Source organism: Pseudoxanthomonas sp. OG2, from assembly GCF_014192765.1.
Lineage (GTDB): Bacteria > Pseudomonadota > Gammaproteobacteria > Xanthomonadales > Xanthomonadaceae > Pseudoxanthomonas_A > Pseudoxanthomonas_A beigongshangi.
Genome location: NZ_JACHYM010000001.1, coordinates 590,964 through 613,487 on the forward strand (window position 1 = coordinate 590,964; position 22,524 = coordinate 613,487).

Annotated in this window: 19 protein-coding genes and 1 tRNA gene; 9 read left to right on the forward strand and 11 right to left on the reverse strand. The window is 67.7% G+C overall.

Going from position 1 to position 22,524, the window contains the following annotated elements; all coding sequences use genetic code 11:
• Positions 1–23 precede the first annotated feature (23 nt).
• The 5 genes from FHW78_RS02645 to efp all read right to left on the reverse strand — a co-directional run bounded on the left by FHW78_RS02645 (position 24) and on the right by efp (position 4,453).
• The gene (locus FHW78_RS02645) at positions 24–728 is read right to left on the reverse strand and encodes a phytoene/squalene synthase family protein (protein ID WP_183637355.1); all 705 of its coding nucleotides are present in this window, start codon (positions 726–728) and stop codon (positions 24–26) included.
• Between the two features lie 33 nt (positions 729–761).
• Positions 762–1,463 (reverse strand): phosphoglycolate phosphatase, encoded by a 702-nt coding sequence (locus FHW78_RS02650; RefSeq protein ID WP_183641093.1) that lies wholly within the window; start codon positions 1,461–1,463, stop codon positions 762–764.
• A gap of 5 nt (positions 1,464–1,468) precedes the next feature.
• The gene (gene ubiG, locus FHW78_RS02655) at positions 1,469–2,197 is read right to left on the reverse strand and encodes a bifunctional 2-polyprenyl-6-hydroxyphenol methylase/3-demethylubiquinol 3-O-methyltransferase UbiG (protein ID WP_183637358.1); all 729 of its coding nucleotides are present in this window, start codon (positions 2,195–2,197) and stop codon (positions 1,469–1,471) included.
• Positions 2,198–2,269: 72 nt separating this feature from the next.
• Positions 2,270–3,613: a TRZ/ATZ family hydrolase gene (locus tag FHW78_RS02660; protein ID WP_183637361.1), complete on the reverse strand. Its 1,344-nt coding sequence runs from the start codon at positions 3,611–3,613 to the stop codon at positions 2,270–2,272.
• 273 nt (positions 3,614–3,886) lie between these two features.
• Positions 3,887–4,453, reverse strand: a complete 567-nt coding sequence (gene efp / locus FHW78_RS02665) for an elongation factor P (protein ID WP_183637364.1) — start codon at positions 4,451–4,453, stop codon at positions 3,887–3,889.
• 103 nt (positions 4,454–4,556) lie between these two features.
• On the opposite strand from efp, the gene epmB reads away from it, so the two are divergent.
• Together epmB and FHW78_RS02675 are read left to right on the forward strand one after the other, a co-directional pair.
• Complete coding sequence (gene epmB / locus FHW78_RS02670) at positions 4,557–5,576, forward strand: EF-P beta-lysylation protein EpmB (RefSeq protein ID WP_183637366.1); 1,020 nt, start codon at positions 4,557–4,559, stop codon at positions 5,574–5,576.
• A gap of 102 nt (positions 5,577–5,678) precedes the next feature.
• Positions 5,679–7,751 carry an EAL domain-containing protein gene (locus FHW78_RS02675; RefSeq protein ID WP_183637368.1) on the forward strand — a complete coding sequence of 691 codons (2,073 nt, stop codon included), beginning with the start codon at positions 5,679–5,681 and terminating at the stop codon, positions 7,749–7,751.
• A gap of 217 nt (positions 7,752–7,968) precedes the next feature.
• Here FHW78_RS02675 and htpX read toward each other — a convergent pair whose 3' ends face one another.
• Positions 7,969–8,850, reverse strand: a complete 882-nt coding sequence (gene htpX / locus FHW78_RS02680; protein ID WP_183637370.1) for a protease HtpX — start codon at positions 8,848–8,850, stop codon at positions 7,969–7,971.
• A gap of 112 nt (positions 8,851–8,962) precedes the next feature.
• Here htpX and gluQRS point away from each other — a divergent pair, with 112 nt between their 5' ends.
• The 5 genes from gluQRS to FHW78_RS02705 all read left to right on the forward strand — a co-directional run bounded on the left by gluQRS (position 8,963) and on the right by FHW78_RS02705 (position 12,390).
• Positions 8,963–9,886 (forward strand): tRNA glutamyl-Q(34) synthetase GluQRS, encoded by a 924-nt coding sequence (gene gluQRS, locus FHW78_RS02685; protein ID WP_183637372.1) that lies wholly within the window; start codon positions 8,963–8,965, stop codon positions 9,884–9,886.
• Positions 9,887–9,936: 50 nt separating this feature from the next.
• Positions 9,937–10,677: a beta-ketoacyl-ACP reductase gene (locus FHW78_RS02690; RefSeq protein ID WP_183637374.1), complete on the forward strand. Its 741-nt coding sequence runs from the start codon at positions 9,937–9,939 to the stop codon at positions 10,675–10,677.
• Positions 10,678–10,842: 165 nt separating this feature from the next.
• The gene (gene phaR, locus FHW78_RS02695; RefSeq protein WP_141452414.1) at positions 10,843–11,349 is read left to right on the forward strand and encodes a polyhydroxyalkanoate synthesis repressor PhaR; all 507 of its coding nucleotides are present in this window, start codon (positions 10,843–10,845) and stop codon (positions 11,347–11,349) included.
• Positions 11,350–11,425: 76 nt separating this feature from the next.
• On the forward strand, positions 11,426–12,166 hold the full coding sequence (gene phbB, locus FHW78_RS02700; RefSeq protein ID WP_183637376.1) for an acetoacetyl-CoA reductase: 741 nt from the start codon (positions 11,426–11,428) through the stop codon (positions 12,164–12,166).
• Between the two features lie 53 nt (positions 12,167–12,219).
• Positions 12,220–12,390, forward strand: coding sequence for a hypothetical protein (locus FHW78_RS02705; protein WP_183637378.1), 171 nt, complete (start codon positions 12,220–12,222; stop codon positions 12,388–12,390).
• A gap of 174 nt (positions 12,391–12,564) precedes the next feature.
• Here FHW78_RS02705 and FHW78_RS02710 read toward each other — a convergent pair whose 3' ends face one another.
• Genes FHW78_RS02710 through FHW78_RS02720 form a run of 3 tightly spaced genes read right to left on the reverse strand, consistent with a single transcriptional unit; the run spans position 12,565 to position 15,757 of the window.
• Entirely contained in the window at positions 12,565–13,089 is a 525-nt protein-coding gene (locus FHW78_RS02710) for an SRPBCC family protein (protein ID WP_183637381.1), read from the reverse strand.
• The gene (locus FHW78_RS02715; protein WP_183637384.1) at positions 13,086–14,000 is read right to left on the reverse strand and encodes a M48 family metallopeptidase; all 915 of its coding nucleotides are present in this window, start codon (positions 13,998–14,000) and stop codon (positions 13,086–13,088) included. Before FHW78_RS02715 ends, FHW78_RS02710 begins: the two co-directional genes overlap by 4 nt.
• A 20-nt stretch (positions 14,001–14,020) precedes the next feature.
• On the reverse strand, positions 14,021–15,757 hold the full coding sequence (locus tag FHW78_RS02720; protein ID WP_183641095.1) for a formylglycine-generating enzyme family protein: 1,737 nt from the start codon (positions 15,755–15,757) through the stop codon (positions 14,021–14,023).
• A gap of 192 nt (positions 15,758–15,949) precedes the next feature.
• Here FHW78_RS02720 and rnd point away from each other — a divergent pair, with 192 nt between their 5' ends.
• Together rnd and FHW78_RS02730 are read left to right on the forward strand one after the other, a co-directional pair.
• Positions 15,950–17,041, forward strand: a complete 1,092-nt coding sequence (rnd, locus tag FHW78_RS02725; protein WP_183637387.1) for a ribonuclease D — start codon at positions 15,950–15,952, stop codon at positions 17,039–17,041.
• A gap of 125 nt (positions 17,042–17,166) precedes the next feature.
• Positions 17,167–17,242 (forward strand) — tRNA-Ala (locus FHW78_RS02730).
• A gap of 313 nt (positions 17,243–17,555) precedes the next feature.
• Here FHW78_RS02730 and FHW78_RS02735 read toward each other — a convergent pair.
• Entirely contained in the window at positions 17,556–20,300 is a 2,745-nt protein-coding gene (locus FHW78_RS02735) for a TonB-dependent receptor (protein ID WP_183637391.1), read from the reverse strand.
• A gap of 277 nt (positions 20,301–20,577) precedes the next feature.
• Positions 20,578–22,194 (reverse strand): alpha-glucosidase family protein, encoded by a 1,617-nt coding sequence (locus FHW78_RS02740; RefSeq protein WP_183637394.1) that lies wholly within the window; start codon positions 22,192–22,194, stop codon positions 20,578–20,580.
• Positions 22,195–22,524: the final 330 nt, after the last annotated feature.

Genomic DNA, 22,524 nt, shown 5'->3' on the forward strand with positions numbered 1-22,524 from the left:
CGCGTCCATCGCGGGCTTCCCGCTCAGCCGCGCGCGGCGTTCCAGGCGCCCAGCAGCAGGCGCAGGCGGGACGGCAGCGCGGTGGCCTCCCCTGCCCTGGCGAACCGGCGCAGGCGGGCGTGGGCGAAGGCGTCGGCGATGCGCCGCTCCCGGCTTGCGCCGGATGCCGCCGGCCAGCGTCGGTCCAGCGTGCGCGCCCAGTCACGCAGCCGCGTGCGATCGTCGTTGCCCGCGGCCGACCGCGGCAGCGCCGCGGTCGCGGTGTCGGCCAGGCGGGTCGCCAGGGTCCGGGCAATCACCGCCGCGACATCCGGCGTTCCGCCCAGGACCGCGGCTTCCACCGCGGCCACCGCCACGCCGTAAACCCGCAGTTGGGCGAAGGCGGCGTCGCCGTCGGCGGCGGCATCGCGCGCCGCGATCAGCGCGGGCAGCGCATCGGCCAGTTCCGCCCACGGCGCAGGCACCGGCTCCAGCCGCCGACCCAACGGATGACGCGAGCGGCGATCCGCCCAACTGCGCAATTCCTCGCCCCACCAGGCCAACTTGGCATCGGCCGGCAACGGATCGCCTGCGATATTGAGGATGTCGTCGAATTCCTGGAGCAGCGAGAACCACGCTTCGGCCAGCGCGCGTCGTTCCGGCGCGACGAAGATCTCGGCGACCTGCCATTCCGGCCAGCGCTGGCGCCATTTGTCGAGGAAGCTTTCGAGGGCGGAGGAATCGGACACGGGAACGTGCTGAAAGTCGGTCGTGAAGATGGCTCAGGCGCCGACCGCGGTCGGCCAGGCGTCCGGGTCGAGCAGTTCGGCGGGCTGGTCGCACATCCGTTCGGCCTGCCAGCTTTCGGGATCATCGCCATCGAGACGGTAGCCCCACAGCGCCGCGATCGACGGCATGCCGGCCGCGCGCGCCGCGACGATGTCGCGTTCGTCGTCGCCAACGTAGACACAGTCGCCGCAAGCCACGCCCAGCCGCTCGGCGGCCACCTGCAACGGCAGCGGATGCGGCTTGCGCTCGGCCAGGGTATCGCCGCCGATCAGCACCGCGCAGCGTTCCTGCCAGCCTTCGGCCGGCAGCACGTCGCGGGCGAGGTACTCGGGCTTGTTGGTGACGATGCCCCAGCGTGTGCCGGCGGCTTCCAGCGCGGCCAGCATCGCTTCCACGCCTTCGAAAGGATGGCTGTGGCGGCCCAGTTCCTCCTGGTAGACCACCAGGAATTCCGGCACCAGCGCGTCGCGCGCGGCGACGTCCAGATCCGGGAACGCCGCGCCCACCATCGCCCGCGATCCCTTGGACACGTGCGGACGCAGGTCGGCCAAGGTCACCGGCGCGCGGCCGCGCGCGGCGAGCATGCGGTTGGCGGTGGCGACGAAATCCGGCGCGCTGTCCAGCAGCGTGCCGTCGAGATCGAACAGGGCCACCGCCGGGAATCCGGCGCCGATCTTGGGGGCGTCGCCATCCATCCGGCTCATGCCGCCTTCACCGCGCAGGCCAGGTAATTGACGTCGGTACGGCGCGCCAACCGCGCGCGCTGCCGCCACGGCTCGTAGGCCAGGCCGCTGACGTCCTCCAGCTGCAGGTCGGACCGGCGCAGCCAGGCGGCCAGTTCGGACGGCTTGATGAAGTCCTGGTAGTGATGGGTGCCGGTGGGCAGCAGGCGGGCGACGTATTCGGCGCCCACGATGGCCAGGGCGAACGCGGCCGGGGTGCGGTTGAGGGTGGACAGGAACAGCCGGCCGCCGGGTTTCAGCAGGCGCGCGCACGCCTCGATGATCGCCGCCGGATCCGGCACGTGCTCCAGCATTTCCATGCAGGTGACCACGTCGAAGCTGCCGGGACGCTCCTCGGCCAGCGATTCGACCGGACGCAGCTGGTAGTCGACCTGCACCCCGGACTCGAGCTTGTGCAGGCGCGCCACCTTGATCAGTTCCGGCGCCAGGTCGATCCCGGTGACGTGCGCGCCGGCCTTCGCCAGCGCTTCGCTGAGCAGGCCGCCGCCGCAGCCGACGTCCAGCGCCTGCGCGCCGGCCAGCGACGCACGCTGGCGCACGTAGTCCAGGCGCACCGGATTGAGCGCGTGCAGCGCCTTCTGCGGACCCTGCTCGTCCCACCAGCGATTGGCGAGCGCACCGAACTTGTCCAGTTCGGCCTGATCGAAGTTGTCGCCGGAGGGCGCGGATGAAGCGGTGGAGGTCATGGGGTCACCTCGGCAGGAGCCGGTGGCCGCGGCGTGCGGACACACGGCAGGGGAATCGGTGGGGAACGGACATCATCCGCCATGCAGCGTGCGGATACGCTCGCGCCATTGGCGCGCGTTGGCGATCAGGCCGGCCGTGTCCATGTCGACCAGTTCGCGCTGCACCAGCCGCGGCTGGCCGGCGATCCAGACGTCGCTGACCTGGTGGCGGCCGGTCGCGTAGATGAGCTGGGAAACGACGTGGTGCAGCGGCTGGGTTTCCAGCGCGCCCAGATCCACGCAGATCAGGTCGGCCTGCTTGCCCGGTTCGATCGAACCGATGCGATCGCCGTAGCCCAGCGCGCGCGCGCCGCCGAGAGTGGCCGCATGCAGCGCGGTCGCGGCGTCCAGCGCGGTGGCGTCGTTCGCCACCGCCTTGGCCAGCTGCGCCGCGGTGCGGGTCTCGCTGAACATGTCCAGGTCGTTGTTGCTGGCGCAGCCGTCGGTGCCGATGGCCAGGTTGACGCCCGCGCGTTGCAACGCGCAGGCCGGGCAGAAACCGGAAGCCAGCTTGAGGTTGGATTCCGGGCAATGCACCACCGACACGCCACGCTCGGCGCACAGGTGGATCTCGGCCTCGGTCAGCTGGGTCATGTGCACCGCGATCAGGCGGTCGTTGACCAGGCCCAGGCGATCCAGGCGCGCCAGCGGACGCTGGCCATACTGCTTCAGCGAATCGGCGATTTCCTGCGCGGTCTCGTGGGTGTGCAGGTGCACCGGCACGTCGAGCTGGTCCGAGAGCATGCGCACGCGCTCGAAGTTGGCGTCGCTGACCGTATACGGTGCGTGCGGCGCGAACGCGGTGTCGACCAGCGAATCGCCGCGCCATTGATCATGGACCTCGCCCGCGCGGTCGAAATATTCGTCGCTGGTCTTGGCCCAGGCGGTCGGGAAATCGATCACCGGCAGGCCGACCCGCGCGCGGAAGCCGTGGCGCTTGTAGACCGCGGCCTGCACATCGGGGAAGAAGTAGTTTTCGTTGGCACAGGTGGTGCCGCCGCGCAGCATCTCGGCGATCGCCAGGGTGGTACCGTCGGCGACGAATTCCGGGCCGATCACCGCCGCTTCCACCGGCCAGATGTGCTTCTGCAGCCACTCCATGAGCGGCAGATCATCGGCGATGCCGCGCAGCAGCGTCATCGGATTGTGGGTATGCGCGTTGACCAGACCGGGCAGCAGCGCCGCATCCGGTCGCGACACCACCCGCTCCGGCACGAAGCGTTGGCGCGCGTCGGCAATTGGCAGGATGGCGAGGATGTCGCCGCCCTTCACCGCCACCGCATGGTCTTCCAGCACCACCCCATGTGGCACCACCGGGATGACGAAACCGGCCTCAATGAGGAGATCGCAAGCTTCGGGGCGGGTGTCGTGGGTCATGCGTCCTCGTATCCGTGGTTCCGCGGGGAGCCGGAATCAGGCCAGCGATTCACGGCGTCGGTGCTTCCGGTCGGAGGAGGCTCGGCTCGCATCGGTGCGCTCACCTCGCCGCCACCGGGAATCTCTCGTCGTCCCGGCGGAAACCGGGTTCCATCTTGATGTTGCCTGTGCTTCTGGCTTTCAAACGCAAAAGCAACCGCAAGCAAAATGGAGCCCGGCCTTCGCCGGAATGGCGCAACGGCAGGCGCGCCCGCGTGCGGGCGCGCCGTCGCGTCACTTCACGCGGCTGACGTAGTCGCCGGTGCGGGTGTCGACCTTGATGATTTCTTCCTGGCCGACGAACAGCGGCACGCGCACGACCGCGCCGGTCTCCAGGGTCGCCGGCTTGCCGCCGCCGCCGGAGGTGTCGCCACGGACGCCCGGATCGGTCTCGACGATCTTCAGCTCGACGAAGTTCGGCGGGGTGACCTGGATCGGGGTGCCGTTGAACAGGGTCACCACGCACTCTTCCTCGCCCTTCAGCCACTTCTCGGCGCCGGCCATGCCGGCCTTGTCGGCCTGGACCTGCTCGAAGGTTTCCTGCTGCATGAAGTGCCAGTACTCGCCATCCGAATACAGGTACTGCATGTCGGTATCCACCACGTCGGCGGCCTCGACCGAGTCCGTGCTCTTCATGGTGATTTCCTGCACGCGGCCGGTGCGGATCTGGCGGTACTTCACGCGGGTGAAGGCCTGGCCCTTGCCCGGCTTGACGTATTCGGTGTCGGTGATGATGGACGGTTCGTTGTTGACCAGGATCTTCATCCCGTTCTTGACGTCGTTCATGCCGTAACTGGCCATGGGGTACTCCTTGGGGTAAGACAAACCCGCCGCGGGAGGCGGCTGGCCGGATAGAATGGGGAACCCGCCGGGACCGGCGGGCGTTTTGTTTTCAGACCCGCACATGATAACCGCAGCCCCCCTCCCCATGCAGCCCGCCCCCCTGCCCCGCGCCCGCTGGCAGGAAGCCTGGCGCGACGCCGTGCGCGACCCGCATGAGCTGCTGGCGATGCTGGGACTGGAAGGCCTGGCCGGCCGCCTGTCGGAAGGCGCCGCCGCCCAGTTCCCGCTGCGGGTGCCGCGCGGCTTCGTCGCCCGCATGGTGCCGGGCGACGCGAACGACCCGCTGCTGCGCCAGGTGCTGCCACTGGACGAGGAAATGCGGCCGGTGCCGGGCTTCGGCCTGGACGCGGTCGGCGATGCGGCCGCCCGGACCGCCACCGGGGTCCTGCAGAAGTACCGGGGCCGTGCCCTGCTGGTCGCCACCGGCAGCTGCGCGGTGCACTGCCGCTACTGCTTCCGCCGGCATTTCCCCTATGCCGAGGAAACCGCCGCCCGCGACGGCTGGCGCGAGGCCGTGGACGCCATCCGCGCCGATGAGGGCATCGAGGAGGTCCTGCTCTCCGGTGGCGACCCGCTGTCGCTGGCCACGCCCAAGCTGGTCGAACTGACCGACGCGCTCGCCGGTATCCCGCATCTTCGCCGCCTGCGCATCCACAGCCGCCTGCCGGTGGTGCTGCCGGAACGGGTCGACGACGGCCTGGTCCGCTGGCTGGCGGGGCTGCCCTGGCCGGTCGCGTTCGTCATCCACGCCAACCACGCCAACGAGTTCGATGCCGGCGTCGACGCCGCCCTGGGCCGCCTGCGCGGGGCCGGCGCGCAACTGCTCAACCAGGCCGTGCTGTTGCGCGGGGTCAACGACAGCGTGGACGCGCTGGCCGCCCTGGGCGAGCGCAGTTTCGCCGCCGGCGTCCTGCCCTATTACCTGCACCAGTTGGACCGGGTCGCGGGCGTGGCCCATTTCGAGGTTCCCGACGAACAGGCCCTGGCCCTGCACGCCGGCCTGCGCGCCCGCCTGTCCGGCTACCTGGTGCCGCGGCTGGTCCGCGAGATCCCGGGCGACACCGGCAAGCGGCCGCTCTGAGCCGGCCGCGATGGAGCGCCCGTCCCGCCTTTTTGCGACGCCCGCATTGGACGCTTCCGGCCCCTTCGTGTATTAAACGCGCTCCCAAGGCGGAACCGCTGCATGCAGATCGGCAAAGACTCCACCCTCCGTTTGATGATCGTCGATGACAGCGGCGAGGACGCCGAGGCGATTGTCAGTACGTTGCGGAATGGAGGCATCGCCGTGCGGCCGCTGCGCCCGCTGGACGCCGACGAACTGGCGCAGATGGTGGCCGCGCAACCCATGGATCTGGTGCTGGCCGCCCGTTCGGCCCGGGGAATTCCGCTGGCCGGGGTCCTGTCCACGGTCGATGCCAGCGGCAAGGACATCCCCGTCATCGTGCTGGCCGACGGCATCAGCGAAGCCGACTGGCTGAGCGATCAGTCCGGCGGAGCACGCGGCATGGTGCTGCGCGGCCGTCCCGAACACCTGCTGCACGTCCTGCGCAGCGAATGGTCGGACCTGGAGACGCGCCGCGCGGTCCGCCGGCTGGACGTGCAATTGCGCGAAATCGAGCGCCGCTGCGACGCGCTCATTTCCTCCTCGCGCGACCCGATCGCCTACATCCACGAAGGCATGCACATCCGCGCCAACGAGGCGTACCTGGAAATGCTCGGCTTCGAGTCCTTCGACGAGGTCGAGGGCCTGTCGCTGCTGGATCTGGTGGCGCCGCAGTACGTCAACGATTTCAAGCAACTGCTCAAGAACCTGAGCAAGGGCGAGCCGCCGCCGCCGCGCTTCGAGCTGGAGGCGCGCAGCCTGGACGGCGACCAGTTCCCCGCCACGCTCGAGTTCGCCACCGCCACCTACGAGGGCGAACCCTGCGTGCAGGTGGTGTTCCGCCGCCGCGAGGAATTCGATCCGGAGCTGGCGCGCGAGGTCGAGGATCTGCGCCAGCGCGACGTGGTCACCGGCCTGTTCAACCGCCCGACCTTCCTGCAGGCGCTGGAGGAAGCGGTCAGCCAGGTCGCGCGCGGCGAGCATTATTCGCTGCTGCTGCTGGAGCCGGACCACTACCAGCGCCTGCTGCAGGACATCGGCATCGACTCGGCCGACGCCCTGATCGCGGCGATGGCGCAACGCCTGGCCGAGAAGCTGGACAGCCGCACCACCGCTGCCCGCTTCGGCGAGCGCACCTTCGCGGTGCTGCTCAAGGGCAATCATGCGCAGACGTCGGCCTTGGCCGAGACCCTGCGCGCGGCCTTCGCCTCGCACGTGTTCAACGCCGGCGATCGCTCCACCGCGGTCACCGCCAGCATCGGCGGCGTCCAGATCGGCGAGAAGATCGCCAGCGTCGGCCTGGTGCTCACCCGCGCCACCGACAGCCTGCAGACCGCGACCAGCCTGGGGGGCAACCGCATCGAGATCTTCGATCCCGGCGCGGTCGACCGTGCCGAGGAAGAGCGGGTGCAGAACTGGATCGCGCGCCTGCAGGACGCGCTGGCCAACGATCATTTCCTGCTGTACTACCAGCCGGTGGTCAGCCTGCAGGGCGAGGCCGGCGAACTCTACGAAGCGCTGCTGCGCCTGGATTCCAACGGCGAAACGGTGATGCCGCCCGTGTTCATGGGGATCGCCGAGGAACACGGCCTGCTCGATGCGATCGACCGCTGGGTGGTCAACCGCGCCATCGAGGTGCTGGGCGAACGCCGCCGCAAGGGCTACCTGACCCGCCTGCTGGTCAAGGTCAGCCCCACCTCGTTCGGTGACGAACGCCTGCTGCAACTCATCGCCAAACAGCTGGCGGCGCACGACGTGCCCGGCGACTGCCTGTGGCTGGAAGCCTCCGAGGCCAAGGTGTTCACCCACCTGCGCCAGGCCCAGACGTTCCAGTCCGGCGCGTCGAAGCTGGGCTGCAAGGTCGGCCTGGAGCATTTCGGCGCCGGCCTGGACTCGTTCCAGTTGCTGGCCCATTTCCAGCCGGCGTTCCTGAAGATCGATCGCGTGTTCAGCGCCGACCTGGCGAAGACCCCGGAACACCAGTTGAAGATCCGCGAGATCGCCGAGCGCGCGCAGTCACAGGGCATCCTGACCATTGCCGATCACGTCGCCGACGCGGCCACGATGAGCTTCCTGTTCACTTCGATGGTGGACTATGTGGAAGGCGAGTTCCTGGCGCCGCCGGGACCGCAGATGAGCTACGACTTCTCTTGATTCACACATGGGGCGGGCTTCCGGCCTCCCCGCCGCGCCCGACTTTCCGTCGTGGAGCGGAGCTTGCTCCGCTGCCCTTGCCTTGGTTTCCGCTTCCCGTGAAAGCGAGACGCAAAAGCAAAAGCCAGAGCGAAGGCAGCGGAGCAAGCTCCGCTCTACGGAACGGAAAAAAGAAACCCGCCTTGCGGCGGGTTTCGCGTGCTCCTGCGACGTCGTCTCAGGCAAACGTGCCCTGTGCCGCCCGCAGCGCGGCAATGCGCTCCTCCAGCGGCGGATGGCTCAGGAACAGGCGCTTCAAGCCCTGGCCGATGCCGCCGGCGATGCCGAATGCCTCCACCTGCGCCGGCAGCGTGCTCTGCGCATGCTGCGCGTTCAGGCGCTCCAGCGCGGCGATCATCTTGTGGCGGCCGGCCAGGTTGGCGCCGCCGGCGTCGGCGCGGAACTCGCGCCGGCGCGAGAACCACATCGCGATCATCGTGGCGAACAGGCCGAACACCACTTCCAGCACCATCACGATGATGTAGTACCCGAAACCGCGGCCCTCGCCCTCGCGATTGCCCGACAGGAAACTGTCGACGATGCCGCCGACCACGCGCGCCAGCACGATCACGAAGGTGTTCAGCACGCCTTGCAGCAACGCCATCGTCACCATGTCGCCGTTGGCGACGTGGCTGACCTCGTGGCCGAGCACGGCTTCGGCTTCGTCGCGGTTCATCGCCCGCAGCAGGCCGGTGGACACCGCCACCAGCGCGTTGTTGCGGTTGGCGCCGGTGGCGAAGGCATTGATTTCCGGCGCGTCGTAGATCGCCACCTGCGGCATGCCGATGCCGGCGCCCTGGGCCTGGCGCTGCACGGTGGCCAGCAGCCACTGCTCGGCCTCGTTGCGCGGCTGCTCGATCACCTGCGCGCCGGTCGCGCGCAGGGCCATGGTCTTGGACAGCAGCAGCGAGATCAGCGATCCGCCGAAGCCGAAGATGGCGGCCATCACCAGCAGCCCGGACATCTGGTTCGGATTGACCCCGAGTATCGACATGACGACGCTCGCCAGGACGAGCACGGCCAGGTTGGTGGCGAGGAACAGGGCGATACGGCTGAACACGGGAGACTCCGCAGGCTTTCGGTGTGAAATGTTGAGCGAATCTGCGGCCGTGTGCGGTTGAATTCAAGCACGTTCCTGACCGACGATTCAGCTTTGGAAACGCACCGCACGCATGTCCGTACGCCCTGAATCCGCGCGCCCCTACCGGGGCCGCTTCGCGCCCTCGCCCACCGGCCCGCTGCACTTTGGCTCCCTGCTGGCCGCGCTGGGCAGTTGGCTGCTGGCACGCCATGCCGGCGGCGAATGGTGGGTGCGGGTTGAGGATCTGGATCCGCCTCGCGAAGTCGCCGGTGCCGCCGATCTCCAATTGGCCACGCTGGCCGCATTCGGCCTGGTCTCCGACGGCCCGGTGGTGCGGCAGAGCGAACGCGGCGTCCTGTACCAGGCCGCGCTGGACGAACTGCTGGAGCGGGGCCAGGCATTCTTCTGCCATTGCAGCCGCAGCGAGCTGGCCGCGGCCGGCGGCATCCACCATCGCTGCGTGGCGGCCGAAGCGCGCGCGCATCCGGCTGTCCGGCTGCGGGTCGGAACCGGCACCGTGATCGGGTTCGAGGACGGTCTGCAAGGACACTTCGAACAGGATGTCCATGCCGAAGCCGGCGACGTGGTGCTGCGCCGGGCCGACGGTTACTGGGCCTATCAACTGGCGGTGGTGGTGGACGATGCCGCCCAGGGCTTCACCGACATCGTGCGCGGCGCCGATCTGCTGGATTCCACGCCCCGGCAGATCCATCTGCAGCGTGCCCTGGGCTTGCCGACGCCACGCTACCTGCACTTGCCGCTGGTCGTGGACGGGGAAGGCCAGAAGCTGTCCAAATCGATGGCCGCGCTGCCGATCGACGCCACCGATCCCCTGCCCGCGCTGCGCGTCGCCTGGGCCGCGCTCGGACAGCCGGCGGATCGCCTGCCGGCCAGTGGCGGGGTGACCGGACTGCTGCGGACGGCGGCCGATGAGTTCGTTCCGGAACGCCTTCCCCGCCAGGCGCGCATCCCATTCGCTGCGCCGCACAACGCGCCTGACGCGCACGCTGTCTAGAATCCGGAGCAACCGCCTTTTGCGGGCGGTCCCCACAGGAGAAGCCCCACATGAGTTCTCGCGTCGCGCTGGTCACCGGCGGCACCGGCGGCATCGGAACCGCCATCTGCAAGAAGTTGGCCGGCATGGGCCATCGCGTAGCCACCAATTACCGCAACGAGGAAAAGGCCAAGGCCTGGCAGCAGCAGATGAAGGCCGACGGCTACGATGTCACGCTGTTCCCCGGCGACGTCACTTCCGCCGAGGAAGCCGAATCCCTCGTGCGCAAGGTCGAGGCCGAACTCGGCCCGGTGGAAATCCTGATCAACAACGCCGGCATCACCCGCGACACCACCTTCCACCGCATGAGTTCACTGCAGTGGAACGAGGTCATCAACACCAACCTCAATTCGGTGTTCAACATGACCCGCCCGGTGATCGAGGGCATGCGCGATCGCAAGTGGGGCCGGATCATCCAGATCAGTTCCATCAACGGCCTCAAGGGCCAGTACGGACAGGCCAACTACGCCGCCGCCAAGGCCGGCATGCACGGCTTCACCATTTCGCTGGCCCGCGAGAACGCCAAGCTCGGCATCACCGTCAACACGGTGTCGCCGGGCTACGTCGCCACCGACATGGTGATGGCGGTGCCGGAGGAAGTGCGCGCCAAGATCGCCGCGGACATCCCGACCGGCCGCCTGGGCAACCCGGACGAGATCGCCTATGCGGTGGCGTTCCTGGTCGCCGACGAGGCCGGCTGGATCACCGGTTCCAACCTGGACATCAACGGCGGCCACCACATGGGTTGGTGACCGGTTCCCGGCGCCCACCACGATCCAAAAATGCTGCGGGTCCGGCCCGCAGCATTTTTTTGCCCGGCGTTGTTCCTGAACAGGGCACCCCTGACCTGCGGCCTGTTGCAAGGGCTGCTGCGCTGCGTCATGCTGCCCGGCACTGCGTTTTAGAGTGATTGCTTCATGGCTGCGATCCGCATCATCAAGAAGTACCCGAACCGCCGTCTCTACGACACCGAGATTTCCAGTTACATCACCATCGAGGACGTCCGCCAGCTGATCGTCGATGGCGAGGACTTCGAGGTCCGCGACGCCAAGAGCGGCGAGGACCTGACCCGCACCGTCCTGCTGCAGATCATCAGCGAGCAGGAACAGGATGGCGAACCGGTGCTGTCCACCCAGCTGCTGAGCCAGATCATCCGCTTCTACGGCGATTCGCTGCAGGGCTTCATGGGCAACTACCTGGAGCGCAGCATGCAGATCTTCATGGAGCAGCAGCAGCAGTTCCGCAGCCAGATGGGCAACCTGCTGGGACAGACGCCCTGGACCATGATGAACCAGCTGACCGAGCGCAACCTGGAGCTGTGGCAGGAATTCCAGCGCAACCTCAGCGGCGGCGGCCTGGGCCGTCCGGCCACCGCCAAGCCGAAGGAAGCCCCGCGCGAGACGCCGAAGACCCGCGCCCGCTGAATCCCGTTTCCGTGAACGAGCCCGCGCCCCGTGGCGCGGGCTTTTTCATGCCATCCGATTTCCGAGGATCCCCTCCATGAGCAAACGCGTCGCGGTCGTCACCGGCGGCATCGGCGGTCTGGGCACCGCCATCTGCAAGCAATTGGCCGGCGCCGGCCATACCGTCATCGCCGCCGACCTGCCCGCCGACGATGCGCGCCGGGCATCCTTCGCCGACGCCACCGCCGGACTGGACGTCCATTTCATGCCGTTGGATGTCAGCGACTTTTCCGCCTGCGGCGCGTTCGTGCGCGATGTGCAGGACGCGCACGGCGGACTGGACATCCTGGTCAACAACGCCGGCATCACCCGCGACTCCACCCTGCGCAAGATGGACGAGTCGCAGTGGGAAGCGGTCATCGACGTCAACCTGGGCAGCGTGTTCAACCTCTCGCGCCACGCCATCGATGGCATGCAGGCGCGCGGCTTCGGCCGGGTCATCAACATCAGCTCGGTCAGTGGCCAGACCGGCAACTTCGGCCAGACCAACTACGCGGCGGCCAAGGCCGGTCTGCACGGCTTCACCATGTCGCTCGCGCGCGAAGTCGCTGCCAAGGGCATCACCGTCAACAGCGTGTCGCCCGGCTACATCGAAACGCCGATGACCCGCGCGATGCCGGAGGACGTGCGGTCGCGCACCATCGCCTCGGTCCCGGTCGGCCGGATCGGTGCGCCGGAGGACATCGCCCGCGCCGTGGCGTTCCTGGCCGACGATGCGTCCGGCTACATCGCCGGCGCCAACCTGCCGGTCAACGGCGGCCTCTTCATGAGCTTCTGAGCCGCGGCTATGCTGCGCATTCCATTGCACGATCGCACAACCAAGGAAACCGGATGAAACTCACTCCTCCCACTTTCGGCGTCTGGCTCATCGCACTGCTGCTCGGCAGCGGCGGCATCGCCGCGCGTTTCGGCTACATCCCGGTGCTGGCGCCGCATGCGTTCTGGCTGGTGGTGGCGGGATTCGGGTTGCTGGTGGCGGCGACGGTTTTCAGCAAGCTCTGAGGTAGAGCGGAGCTTGCTCCGCTGCCTTGGTTTTGGTCTCATGCGTCATCGGTATCGGACGCTGAAGCACAAGCTGTCGAAGGCGGGAAACGAAGGCAGACAACGTTGCAACATCCCACAAAAGCAGCGGAGCAAGCTCCGCTCTACGCGCGGTTCCGATTCCTCGGCGAGCGTTTACCCGCCCTTGCGCAGGTACTCCGCCAATCCACCCAGTTGCTGTGCCTGCACCCGGTCCACCACCGGGGCCAGGGTGCGCAGGTCGTCCGGCGTGTAACCGCCGGCGCGATACCACTGCGTGATACGGGTGCCGCCGTTCTCCTCGGCCAGGCGCCATTCCATCGCCCCCGACAATCCCATTCCCTGCAGCGGTCCAAGACCGCCGGTCAGGCGCAGGAGCTTGCCTGCCTCGGCGAACACCACCGTCATGTGCCGGGCCTGGCGCAGGCCGTCGATTTCGCAGAAGCAGCCGCCGGCGCGCGGCTCCAGGCTCAGGCGTGAGGCGTCACCCCACCAGGTGTGATCCTTCGGCCACCACTGCCCGATCTCGGCCAATCCCTTCCATGCCGCTTCCGGCGTCACCGGCACCCATTGGCTGTTCTCGACGGTGAAGCCGTTGGCGGCCTGGTCCTTGACCGCCGCCTGCGCCGACACCGCCAGTCCGCCGGCCAGCAGCATCGCCGCCCACCGGCGCGCGATCATTGCGCCGCCGCCTCTTTGCAGTACCGGTTGCGGTATTCCATCGCCTTGGGCATCAGCGCGGTCAGGTTCTGGATGCGGGTGCCGGGGTTGGGATGGGTGGAGGAGAACTCAGGCGGCGCCTGCCCACCGCTGGCCTCGCTCATGCGCTCCCACAGCGGCACCGCTTCCTGCGGATTGAAGCAGGCCGCGGCGGCGAGCATCAGCCCGACTTCGTCGGCCTGGGTTTCATGCGTGCGCGCGTAAGGCAACAGGTAGCCGTAGCCCATCGCCGCCATCACCATCTGCTGCTGTTGCGGATCCATGCCGCTCATCGCGCCGGCCATCTGCCCGATCTGGGTCAGTTTCTGCTGGGACATGCGCTGGGCGCCATGACGCAACAGGGCATGCGCGATCTCGTGGCCCATCACCACCGCCACCGCATCGGCATTCTTGGCGACCGGGATCAGCCCGGTGTAGACGGCCATCTTGCCGCCGGGCAGGCAGAACGCATTGGCCTGGTCTGACTGGATGACGTTGACATCCCAGTCGAAGGTGCGCCAGTTGCCACTGGCCTGGGTGCCCCGCTCCTGGGCGATGGCCGCTTCGACTTCGGGGATCTTTTCGATCAGGCGCTGCGCGATGGCGCGCACCTGCTGGGCAATCTGCGAATCGGGATCGACCGGGCGTTCCTGCGAGAGGATTTCCTGGTAGGCCTGCAGGCCCAGCGCCTTTTCCTCCTCCACGCTGATCGAGCTGTCGATCAGCACCTTCTCGCCGGTGTAGGGGTCCACGACGCGGTTGGAGAACCAGTAGAACGCGGCATAGCCCGCGAACCCCAGCAGGATCAGCCAGCGCACGTTGCCGAACAGGCCGCGCCGCCGGGGCGCGCCACCCTGTTCGTACTGTCCCTGCCCGAACGGATCGTTCCTCATCGCCTTCTCCCAGTTGCCGGCTAGATGCCACGCACCACGCGGAAGCCCACCCGCGCATTAGTCATATCCGAATCCGAGGAGGAACGCCATGCCGCCCGTGCCTGCACCGGCGCGCTGGCCCAAGAGCCGCCCCGCACCACCCGCGAACGGCAACCGGGATTGAACCAGGCGGCGCCGTCGGCCGGCGCCCGCCGGTAGCTGGCGTGCCAGCAATCGGCCACCCACTCGCTGGTGTTGCCGCCCATGTCGTGCAGCCCCCAGGCATTGGGCCGGAAGCTGCCCACCGGCGCCGGTCCCCAGTAACCGTCGCCGTAACCGACGAAGGCGTTGTTCCAATGGCGGCCGCTGGGCGAGGCGTCGTTGCCGCCGGTCAGGTTCTCCACCTTGGCCGGTGGCACCCCGTTGCCCCAGGGGTAGCGGCCCTGCACGCCCGCGCGCAGGGCGTACTCGAACTCCGCCTCGCTGGGCAGGCGATAGCCATGCCCGGTCTGGCGGGTCAACCAGTCGGCGTAGGCCTCGGCGTCGTAGACGCTGACGTGCAGCACCGGCATGTCCTCGCGCGCTGGCGCCCCGCTATGGTCGGATTGCCAGTCCACGCCGCTGCGGCGGACGAAGTTGCCGCTCCGCTCGTCGTAGACGATGGAATGCCCGCGCCGGGTCGCGCGCGGACGATAACTGGTCGCCTGCACGAAGCGACGGAATTCGCCGACCGTCACCGCATTGCGCGCCATCGCGAAACCGCGGTCGAAGCGGACATAGTGGGCCGGTTTTTCCGCATCGGCGGAGCCCAGTTCGTTGTCGTCCGCGCCCATGCGGAACGCACCGTGCGGCACGATCACCATTTCCGGCCCGCGGCCGCCGTTGCCGAGCGCGTCGGTGAAGGCCTGGCCGGGACGGAAGAGCCCGTAGTGGGTAGCCAGTTCGATCCGCTGGCGGAAATCGGCCGCGACCGGATCGCCAGGCGGTGCGATGCGCAGCACTTCCGCGAGCTTTTCGCGCGCGGCCTTCAGGCCCAGCGGCGACTGCAGATCCTGCACGCCCGATTCGCGCAGCCCGGCGATGCGCACCGTGCGGATCGCTTCGACCCGCTGGCGCGCGTCGGCGACCGTCACGGACTCGTCGCCGCCGCGAACCTTGCCCGCATGCGCCAGCCAGTTGCGCGCGCCGTCGAAATCGCCGGCCAGCGCCGCATCCTCGGCGCGCCGGATCAGCGCGCTCTCCACCGCCGCCACGCCCTGCAGCGCACGTGCCTGGCCCGGTTTCCACTTCAGCACTTCGCGAAAGCCCGCCAGCGCGCCGCCACCCTGCTCGCCCAACCGCCCGCCGTTGAGCGCGCGCTCGCTGGCCAGGTTGAGACGGGTCAACTGTTCGACTTCATCCACCCGCGACAGATAGGCCAGCACGGCCTCGTCGTCCGGATCGATGGCACGCGCCACGGCGGCGATCTGGGCCGCCTCGCGCGCGTCCTCGTCGCGGTCCTCGGCGGTTTTCAGCACCCGTTCGCCGCGTTCGAGCAGGCGATCCAGGGCCTGGTCCAGACCCTTGCGGGCCACGGCGTCCTCCGGGTCGAGCCGGCGGATGGCCAGGTAGAGCGGAATCGCATCGTCGGGACCGGCATACAGGCGTCCTTCTTCCAGCGCCCGCGCCGCGCGCCTGCGCGCATCGGCGACGCCCTCCTGCGCCAGCAGGACCACCGGAGGCTGCCAGTTGAGGGCGGCGTTGACGCTGTCGTCACCGGTGACGGTAATCCGGGGCATGCGCACATCGGCCGCATCGCCGCGTGCATTGCGCGACGCCGCGGGCTCGCGCGAGCAACCGCACAGCACCAGACCGGTCAGCACCAGCAGGCCAAACGCGCGCAAACCGCCCTCCACACTCACCGAAATCCGTCCCGCGACGGTAGGCTATTGTCTCCCGACTCGGCAACCAATGCATTCAGCGGAGATTTCGTGCCCCATTGGATTCAAACCCCGGACGCCCTCGCCGCGTTCTTCGCCACGCCCCCGGCCCGCATCGGCCTGGACACGGAGTTCGTCCGCGAGCGCACCTTCTGGCCCCAGCTGGCGCTGGTCCAGATGGCCGTGGGCGAGGAAATCCTCCTGATCGATCCGCTGCAACCCGGCATGCCGCAGGCGCTGGCGACGATCCTCGGCGATACCCGCATTCTCAAGGTCATGCACAGCGCCAGCGAGGACCTGGTCGCCCTGGGCTACACCTGCGGCGCCGTGCCGCAACCGCTGTTCGACACCCAGATCGCCGCCGCCCTGGCCGGCGTCGCCGCCGGCATCGGCTACCAGAAGCTGGTCGAACAGATCACCGGCGTCGCCCTGGCCAAGGGTGAAACTCGGTCGGACTGGCTGCGCCGTCCACTCAGCGAATCGCAACTCAAGTACGCCGCCGACGACGTGCATTACCTGTTCGCGCTGCACGACGACCTCGCCGCCCGGCTGCATGAAAGCGGACGCAGCGACTGGCTGGTCGAGGACAGCCGGCGCCTGCTTGAAAACGCGACCCAGGAAGAAGGCGATCGCTGGCCGCACCTGGCCATGCGCAGCGCGCAGTTCCTGGATGCGCCCGCCCAGCATCGCCTGCTGCGGTTGCTGCGCTGGCGCGATGCCGCCGCCCGTCGCAGCGACAAGCCACGCAGTTGGATTCTTGACAATGAAATGGCGGTGGCGCTGGCACGCACGCCGCCGGCCGATCGCGCCGCGCTGGGTCGCTGGCTGGACGCCCAGCCCAAGGCGCCACGCAAGCTGGCCGACGCACTCTGGGAGGGCTTGTCCACTCCGCTGGCGGACGAAGCCGAAGCACCGCTGGCCCGCGCCGCCACCGATCGCGACAAGGCCGCGCTGCGCAAGCTGCAGGACGCGGTGGCCCGCCGCAGCGCGGAACTGGGCCTGCCCGACGGCGTGCTGGCCTCGCGTCGCTACCTGGAAGTCCTGCTGGAATCCGGACAATGGCCCGGCGCCCTGTCCGGCTGGCGCCGGGCCGAGCTGGAACCGCTGCTTGAGCGCGACGAAGCCGCCACCACGGCCGGATGAGGCACCCGACGCGGCGCGGTTCCACAGCCAGATGCGGCTGCAGGCGGCAATCGCCCGCGACCCGGGCTGAATCCCCTCCCGGTTGGCAACCGGAGCGCGAGGCGCTAGACTTGTCTCACCCTCGTGGGGGGGTAGCTCAGCTGGGAGAGCGCGTCGTTCGCAATGACGAGGTCGTGGGTTCGATCCCCATCCTCTCCACCAAAATATCGGAAGGGCCAGGCGCGAGCCTGGCCCTTTCTTTTTGCGCCCTTCGTTCGCGCGTCGGTGTTCGCGCCTGCCGCTTGCCGACCTGCCGCTCACGACGCGGCCGTTCCGCTTGTCCACAACCGGTGTGGATGAAATCTGCACAAAGATGTGGATAACCCGCGCGCGCCCAGTCCCCGCAAGGCTGTCAAGGTGGTTGGCGAAAATTTGACCACACCTGTCCCAATGAAACCGGGTCGTTTCGGCACCGCACAAAAAGAAACTGCCGGCTTGCGCCGGCAGTCTCCATTTCCCTCGATGCGCGCCGGCATCAGAACCGGTAGTTCACACCGAACAGGTAGGTGCGGCCCCACTCGATGTATTCCAACGGCCGGTCCTTGCTGCCGGCGTAGGTCTGGTACGGCGAGTTGGTCAGGTTGCTGACCTGGAACAGGATGCTCAGGCCGGACAGCGCGCTGCCGTCACCGAAGTTGTAGGCGATCTGCGCGTCGGTGATGTCCTCGCCGACCACGTAGCGCAGCGAGCGGTCACCATCGAAGTTGCCGATTTCGCCGATGAAGTCGGAACGGCGACGCTGGCTGACCCGCGCCTCGAAACCATTGCGCTCGTAGTACGCGGTCAGGTTGTACACCCGCTTGGACAGGCCCGGCAGCATGATGTTCTGGCTGCCCACGCTGCTCTGCGCGTTCGGCGGCGGCGGGATGGTGATGTCGCTGTCGTTGAAGCCGGCGCTGGCGATGATGCCGAAGCCCTGCAGCGCGTCGCTGAACAGATCCAGCGGCAGCGAGGCGGTCAGTTCCAGGCCCTTCAGGGTGCCGCCCGTGCCGTTGTACGGCGCGGTGAACGGACCGGTGGTCTGGGGCGGCGGCTCGTTCGGGCCGGGCACGTAGTCCACCAGGAAATCGGTGAAGTCGTAGCCGTAGCGCTTCTCGGTGAAGATGTAAGTGCGCAGATCCTTGTAGAAGAACGCAGCCGAGACATACGCCTTGGTGCCGAAGTACTTCTCGTAGGACAGATCGAACGCGTAGGCGCGCCACGGATCCAGGTTCGGATTGCCGCCGCTCGCGCCCGGTTCGCCGGTGGCGGTGTTGACGCCGAACTCCAGCGAGGAACGCAGCTCGTCCACGCGCGGACGCGCCACCTGCTTGGCCAGGCCCACGCGCAGGGTCTGCTCGTTCGGGAAGGAAAACGCCAGGTTCAGGCTGGGCAGCACGTCGGTATAGCTCTTGCCGCCATCCAGCGGCTGGATGTTGCTGCCGGCCGGCTGGGTGCTGTCCCAGTAGCGCGCCTGCGAGGCCTGGTCGACGTGCTGGACCTGCACGCCGATATTGCCGCGCACCGGCACCCCGCCCCATTCGGTATCGATGTTGGCGCGGACGAACGCGGTGGAGATTTCCTCGTCCACGTCCCACGCCTTTGGAATCAGGTAGGACAGGTTGTCGACCGGGTTGAACACCATGTAGCGCGCGACCGCGGCCGGCACGTTCCAGGACGGGATGTAACCGACGCCGGCGAAGTTCAGATCCACCAGGCCGTACTGTAGATCCGAACCGATCGCGGTGACGCCCTGCGCACCGAGGTTGATGTTGCCTTCGGGCTGGCGCTTGAACTTGTGGCGATCGGCGTAGTTCACGCCCACGTCGAGATCGGAGAACCAGCCCCAGGATTCGGGCAGCGGCAGCGATGCCGCCAGCTTGATGGCCTTCAGTTCATCCTCGACCTTCGGGGTCTTGCCGTAGCCGGAGCCATAGATGGTGTTGGTCAGGAACAGCGTTTCGGGATTGGAATAATCCAGGCCCGGGTTGAGCTGGGAGAAGTTGTTCTGGCGATAGGCCAGCGCGATCGAATCCAGTTGCGGCGCCGGCAGCAACTGGGTGTTGTTCTCGAGATTGATCTCGTCGCGCTTGGTCTTGGAATAGCTGATATCCGCGACCAGGCGAACCTGCCCCACGTTGAATTCGTTGTTCCAGCCGAACGCGTTGATCTCGTCCTCGCGGTAGTTGTACATGCCGCGGACCAGCGGGTACACGTTGTTGGCGGTGCCACCGGTGAAGGTATTGTTGCCGTTGATGACCGGGTTGGTGACGTTCAACCGCCCGTAGCCGCCGTTGTAATCGCCGATATGCACTTCGAACTGGTTCGCCGTGTTGACCTGTTCGGCCTCGGAGTGGAACAGGTCCAGCGTGCTGGTCCAGGCATTGGACGGGCGGAACTGCAGGGTCGCCATCACGCCATCGCGCTTGGTCTCGCCGGTACGGCGCAGCGCCTTGATGCCGTCCGAATAGAACGTGCCGGCCGGCACGCCCGGACGCCAGTTGTCTCCAATCGCCTGCCACGGCTCGTACAGGCCGACCTGGTTTTCCTGGATCGGGGTCTTGGAGTGCGAATAGCCAATCGCGAAACCGAAGCGACGATCCTTGGACTGGGTGATGTAGCTGGCGTTGATGCGTTCGCCATAGGCCGACGCGTCCGCCGCCTTGCCCAGCGAGTTGCGCTGGCCACGGAAACCGATCGCACCGACCGGCTCGTCGAAACTCAGCGGGCGCACGGTCTGCATGTCCAGCGTGCCGGACAGGCCCTGCCCGACCAGCCCCGCGTCGGGTGTCTTGTAGACGGTGACGCCGCTCATCAACTCGGACGGATACTGGTCGAACTCGACGCTGCGGTTGTCGCCGGTGCTGACCATCTCGCGGCCGTTGAGCAGCGTGGTGGAGAAGTCTGGCGACAGGCCGCGCACGCTGATCACCTGGGCACGGCCGGCGACACGCTGCGCGGCCAGACCGGGCAGGCGCGCCAGCGACTCGGCGATGCTGATGTCGGGCAGCTTGCCGATGTCCTCGGCGGAGATCGCCTCGACGATCGAGGTGGAATCGCGCTTGACCGAGATCGCTTCCTCGATGCCGCGGCGGATGCCGGTGACGGTGACCGTATCGAGCTCGGTGGCCTCGGCTTGCGGATCCTGGCCGGTGGTGGTCTGGGCCTGTACGCCGGTCGCGGCCAGTGCGATGGCGGAAGCCAGCGCCGCGCTCAGCAGATTGCGCTTGTGTTGCAACATGTTCCCCTCTCCAAGGACGTTGTATGCGATGAACCGGATGCGTCGCGGGCGATCGTCCGGGTCTGGCGCGCCGACGCGGTGATCGCACCGGAACGTGCGGCAATGGTAGTGGCCGGAAAGCCCGCACAAATCGGCCTGCATACGTATTCATCGCGTTTTCCGACGCGTGTAACCGGGGTTCCATGGGATGGCGCGGGAACGACGCATGCGTGCGCGAACGCCGCTCACCTGAATGAGCGGCGTCGTGGATCTCGCGGGGAAATCGGATTTGTCCTTGTCAGTCGATGCGCGCGTAGAACACGCCGCGCGCGGGCAGCGTGATCCGGCCCTGCGCCAGCTGGCCCGGGATCACGCCCGGTCCATCGATGGGCCGCACCGCAAGACCATCCGGCAAGGACCAGTGCACGGGCTGCGCGGACAGATTGAACACCGCCAGCAGCGACTGTCCTTCGCCGTCGCGACGGAAAGCGAGCACCGGTTCCGGTGCATCCAGGAAGGTGATGGAACCGGCCGTCAACGCCGGTTGCCCGCGGCGCCACGCCAGGAAGGCGCGCACCCGGTTGAGCACGGATGACGGATCGGCTTCCTGCGCGGCGACACTGATCGCGCGATGCCCGGCGGGAATCGGCAACCACGGCCGGCCATCGCTGAAACCGGCGCTTTCCTGCGTGGTCCAGGGCATCGGCGTGCGGCAGCCATCGCGCCCCTTGAAATTCGGCCAGAAGGTCTTGCCGTAGGGGTCCTGGAGATCCGCATAGGGCACATCGGCTTCCGGCAGTCCAAGTTCCTCGCCCTGGTACAGGCACACCGAACCGCGCAGCGAACACACCAGCGCCACCAGTTGGGCCGCCAGTCCGGGCGAGGCATCGCCCTGCCCCCAGCGCGTCACCGCCCGCTGCACGTCGTGGTTGGACACCGCCCAGCAGGGCCAGCCCTCGGTCATCGCGGCTTCCAGCCGCTCGACCGTTCCGCGGATGTAGCCGGCACTGTGGTCGTCGGTCAACAGTTCGAAGCTGTAGCCCATGTGGAGCCTGTGCTCGCTGACGTACTCGGCGGTTGTCGCCAGCGAATCCTCCGACGAAATCTCGCCCAGAGCGGCCACGTCCGGATAGCGGTCCATCAGCGCGCGCAGTTCCTCCAGGAACGCGACGTTCTCCGGCTGGGTATTGTTGTAGTAGTGATACTGGTAGGCGTAGGGATTGTCGGCGCTGAAACCACGCCCCACCCGCTTCTCCTTGGGCTTGGGTGGGTTGTCGCGCAGTTGACGATCGTGGAAGCAGAAATTGATCGCATCCAGGCGCAGGCCGTCCACGCCCTTGTCCAGCCAGAACTTCACGTTGTCCAGGGTCGCGGCGCGCACGTCGGGATTGTGGAAATTCAAATCCGGCTGCGCGGCCAGGAAGTTGTGCAGGTAGTACTGCTCGCGGCGCGGTTCCCAGCGCCAGGCCACGCCGCCGAACAGCGACATCCAGTTATTGGGGGCGGTACCGTCTTCCTTCGGGTCGGCCCAGACATACCAGTCGGCCTTGGGATTGTCGCGACTCTCGCGGCTTTCCTTGAACCAGGCGTGCTCGGCCGAGCAGTGGCTCAGCACCTGGTCGATCATCACCTTGATGCCGAGCGAATGCGCCTTGTCCAGCAGGCGATCGAAGTCGGCCAGCGTGCCGAACAGCGGGTCCACGTCGCGATAATCGGCGATGTCGTAGCCGAAATCGGCCATCGGCGACTTGAAGAACGGCGAAATCCAGATCGCGTCCACGCCCAGCCGGGCGATGTAGTCCAACCGATCGACGATGCCGGGCAGATCGCCCACGCCGTCGCCATCGGTGTCCAGGAAGCTGCGTGGATAGATCTGGTAGATCACCGCGCCACGCCACCAATGCTTGTTGTCCATCGCTTCCCCGGAACTCGTGGTTTCGGCGTGCCGGCCGGTCACGCAACGGGCGCCACTATTCCACGTCCGCGCATCGGCGTTGCGCCGGCACGCGCCGGGACCGGCATGAATACGTATGCATGGATGCACCGCGGCGGACCTCTACCGGGCGAGCCCGCTCGCGGAAAGACTGCTCTTTCATACGCACCAGGCCGCTGAAAACAAGCTGTTTCCTGCAACTTCCTAGCGCACGCGTCGCGCCATCCGGAAGTCTCCGCCAGCGCCATTTCCTGTTTGCAGTGCAGCATGGAACCGGCGGGCGATGCTGCAAGAATCGCCGCACCAGAAACG

What these genes read in the sequence shown, in the direction of transcription:
- FHW78_RS02705 (WP_183637378.1), top strand. Translation starts at nt 12,220, where the DNA reads ATGAAACTCACTCCTCCCACTTTCGGCGTCTGGCTCATCGCACTGCTG.
- FHW78_RS02720 (WP_183641095.1), bottom strand. Translation starts at nt 15,757, where the DNA reads ATGCCCCGGATTACCGTCACCGGTGACGACAGCGTCAACGCCGCCCTC.
- FHW78_RS02740 (WP_183637394.1), bottom strand. Translation starts at nt 22,194, where the DNA reads ATGGACAACAAGCATTGGTGGCGTGGCGCGGTGATCTACCAGATCTAT.
- epmB (WP_183637366.1), top strand. Translation starts at nt 4,557, where the DNA reads ATGATAACCGCAGCCCCCCTCCCCATGCAGCCCGCCCCCCTGCCCCGC.
- FHW78_RS02650 (WP_183641093.1), bottom strand. Translation starts at nt 1,463, where the DNA reads ATGGATGGCGACGCCCCCAAGATCGGCGCCGGATTCCCGGCGGTGGCC.
- gluQRS (WP_183637372.1), top strand. Translation starts at nt 8,963, where the DNA reads ATGTCCGTACGCCCTGAATCCGCGCGCCCCTACCGGGGCCGCTTCGCG.
- FHW78_RS02710 (WP_183637381.1), bottom strand. Translation starts at nt 13,089, where the DNA reads ATGATCGCGCGCCGGTGGGCGGCGATGCTGCTGGCCGGCGGACTGGCG.
- phbB (WP_183637376.1), top strand. Translation starts at nt 11,426, where the DNA reads ATGAGCAAACGCGTCGCGGTCGTCACCGGCGGCATCGGCGGTCTGGGC.
- FHW78_RS02715 (WP_183637384.1), bottom strand. Translation starts at nt 14,000, where the DNA reads ATGAGGAACGATCCGTTCGGGCAGGGACAGTACGAACAGGGTGGCGCG.
- FHW78_RS02690 (WP_183637374.1), top strand. Translation starts at nt 9,937, where the DNA reads ATGAGTTCTCGCGTCGCGCTGGTCACCGGCGGCACCGGCGGCATCGGA.
- phaR (WP_141452414.1), top strand. Translation starts at nt 10,843, where the DNA reads ATGGCTGCGATCCGCATCATCAAGAAGTACCCGAACCGCCGTCTCTAC.
- FHW78_RS02675 (WP_183637368.1), top strand. Translation starts at nt 5,679, where the DNA reads ATGCAGATCGGCAAAGACTCCACCCTCCGTTTGATGATCGTCGATGAC.
- efp (WP_183637364.1), bottom strand. Translation starts at nt 4,453, where the DNA reads ATGGCCAGTTACGGCATGAACGACGTCAAGAACGGGATGAAGATCCTG.
- FHW78_RS02660 (WP_183637361.1), bottom strand. Translation starts at nt 3,613, where the DNA reads ATGACCCACGACACCCGCCCCGAAGCTTGCGATCTCCTCATTGAGGCC.
- FHW78_RS02735 (WP_183637391.1), bottom strand. Translation starts at nt 20,300, where the DNA reads ATGTTGCAACACAAGCGCAATCTGCTGAGCGCGGCGCTGGCTTCCGCC.
- ubiG (WP_183637358.1), bottom strand. Translation starts at nt 2,197, where the DNA reads ATGACCTCCACCGCTTCATCCGCGCCCTCCGGCGACAACTTCGATCAG.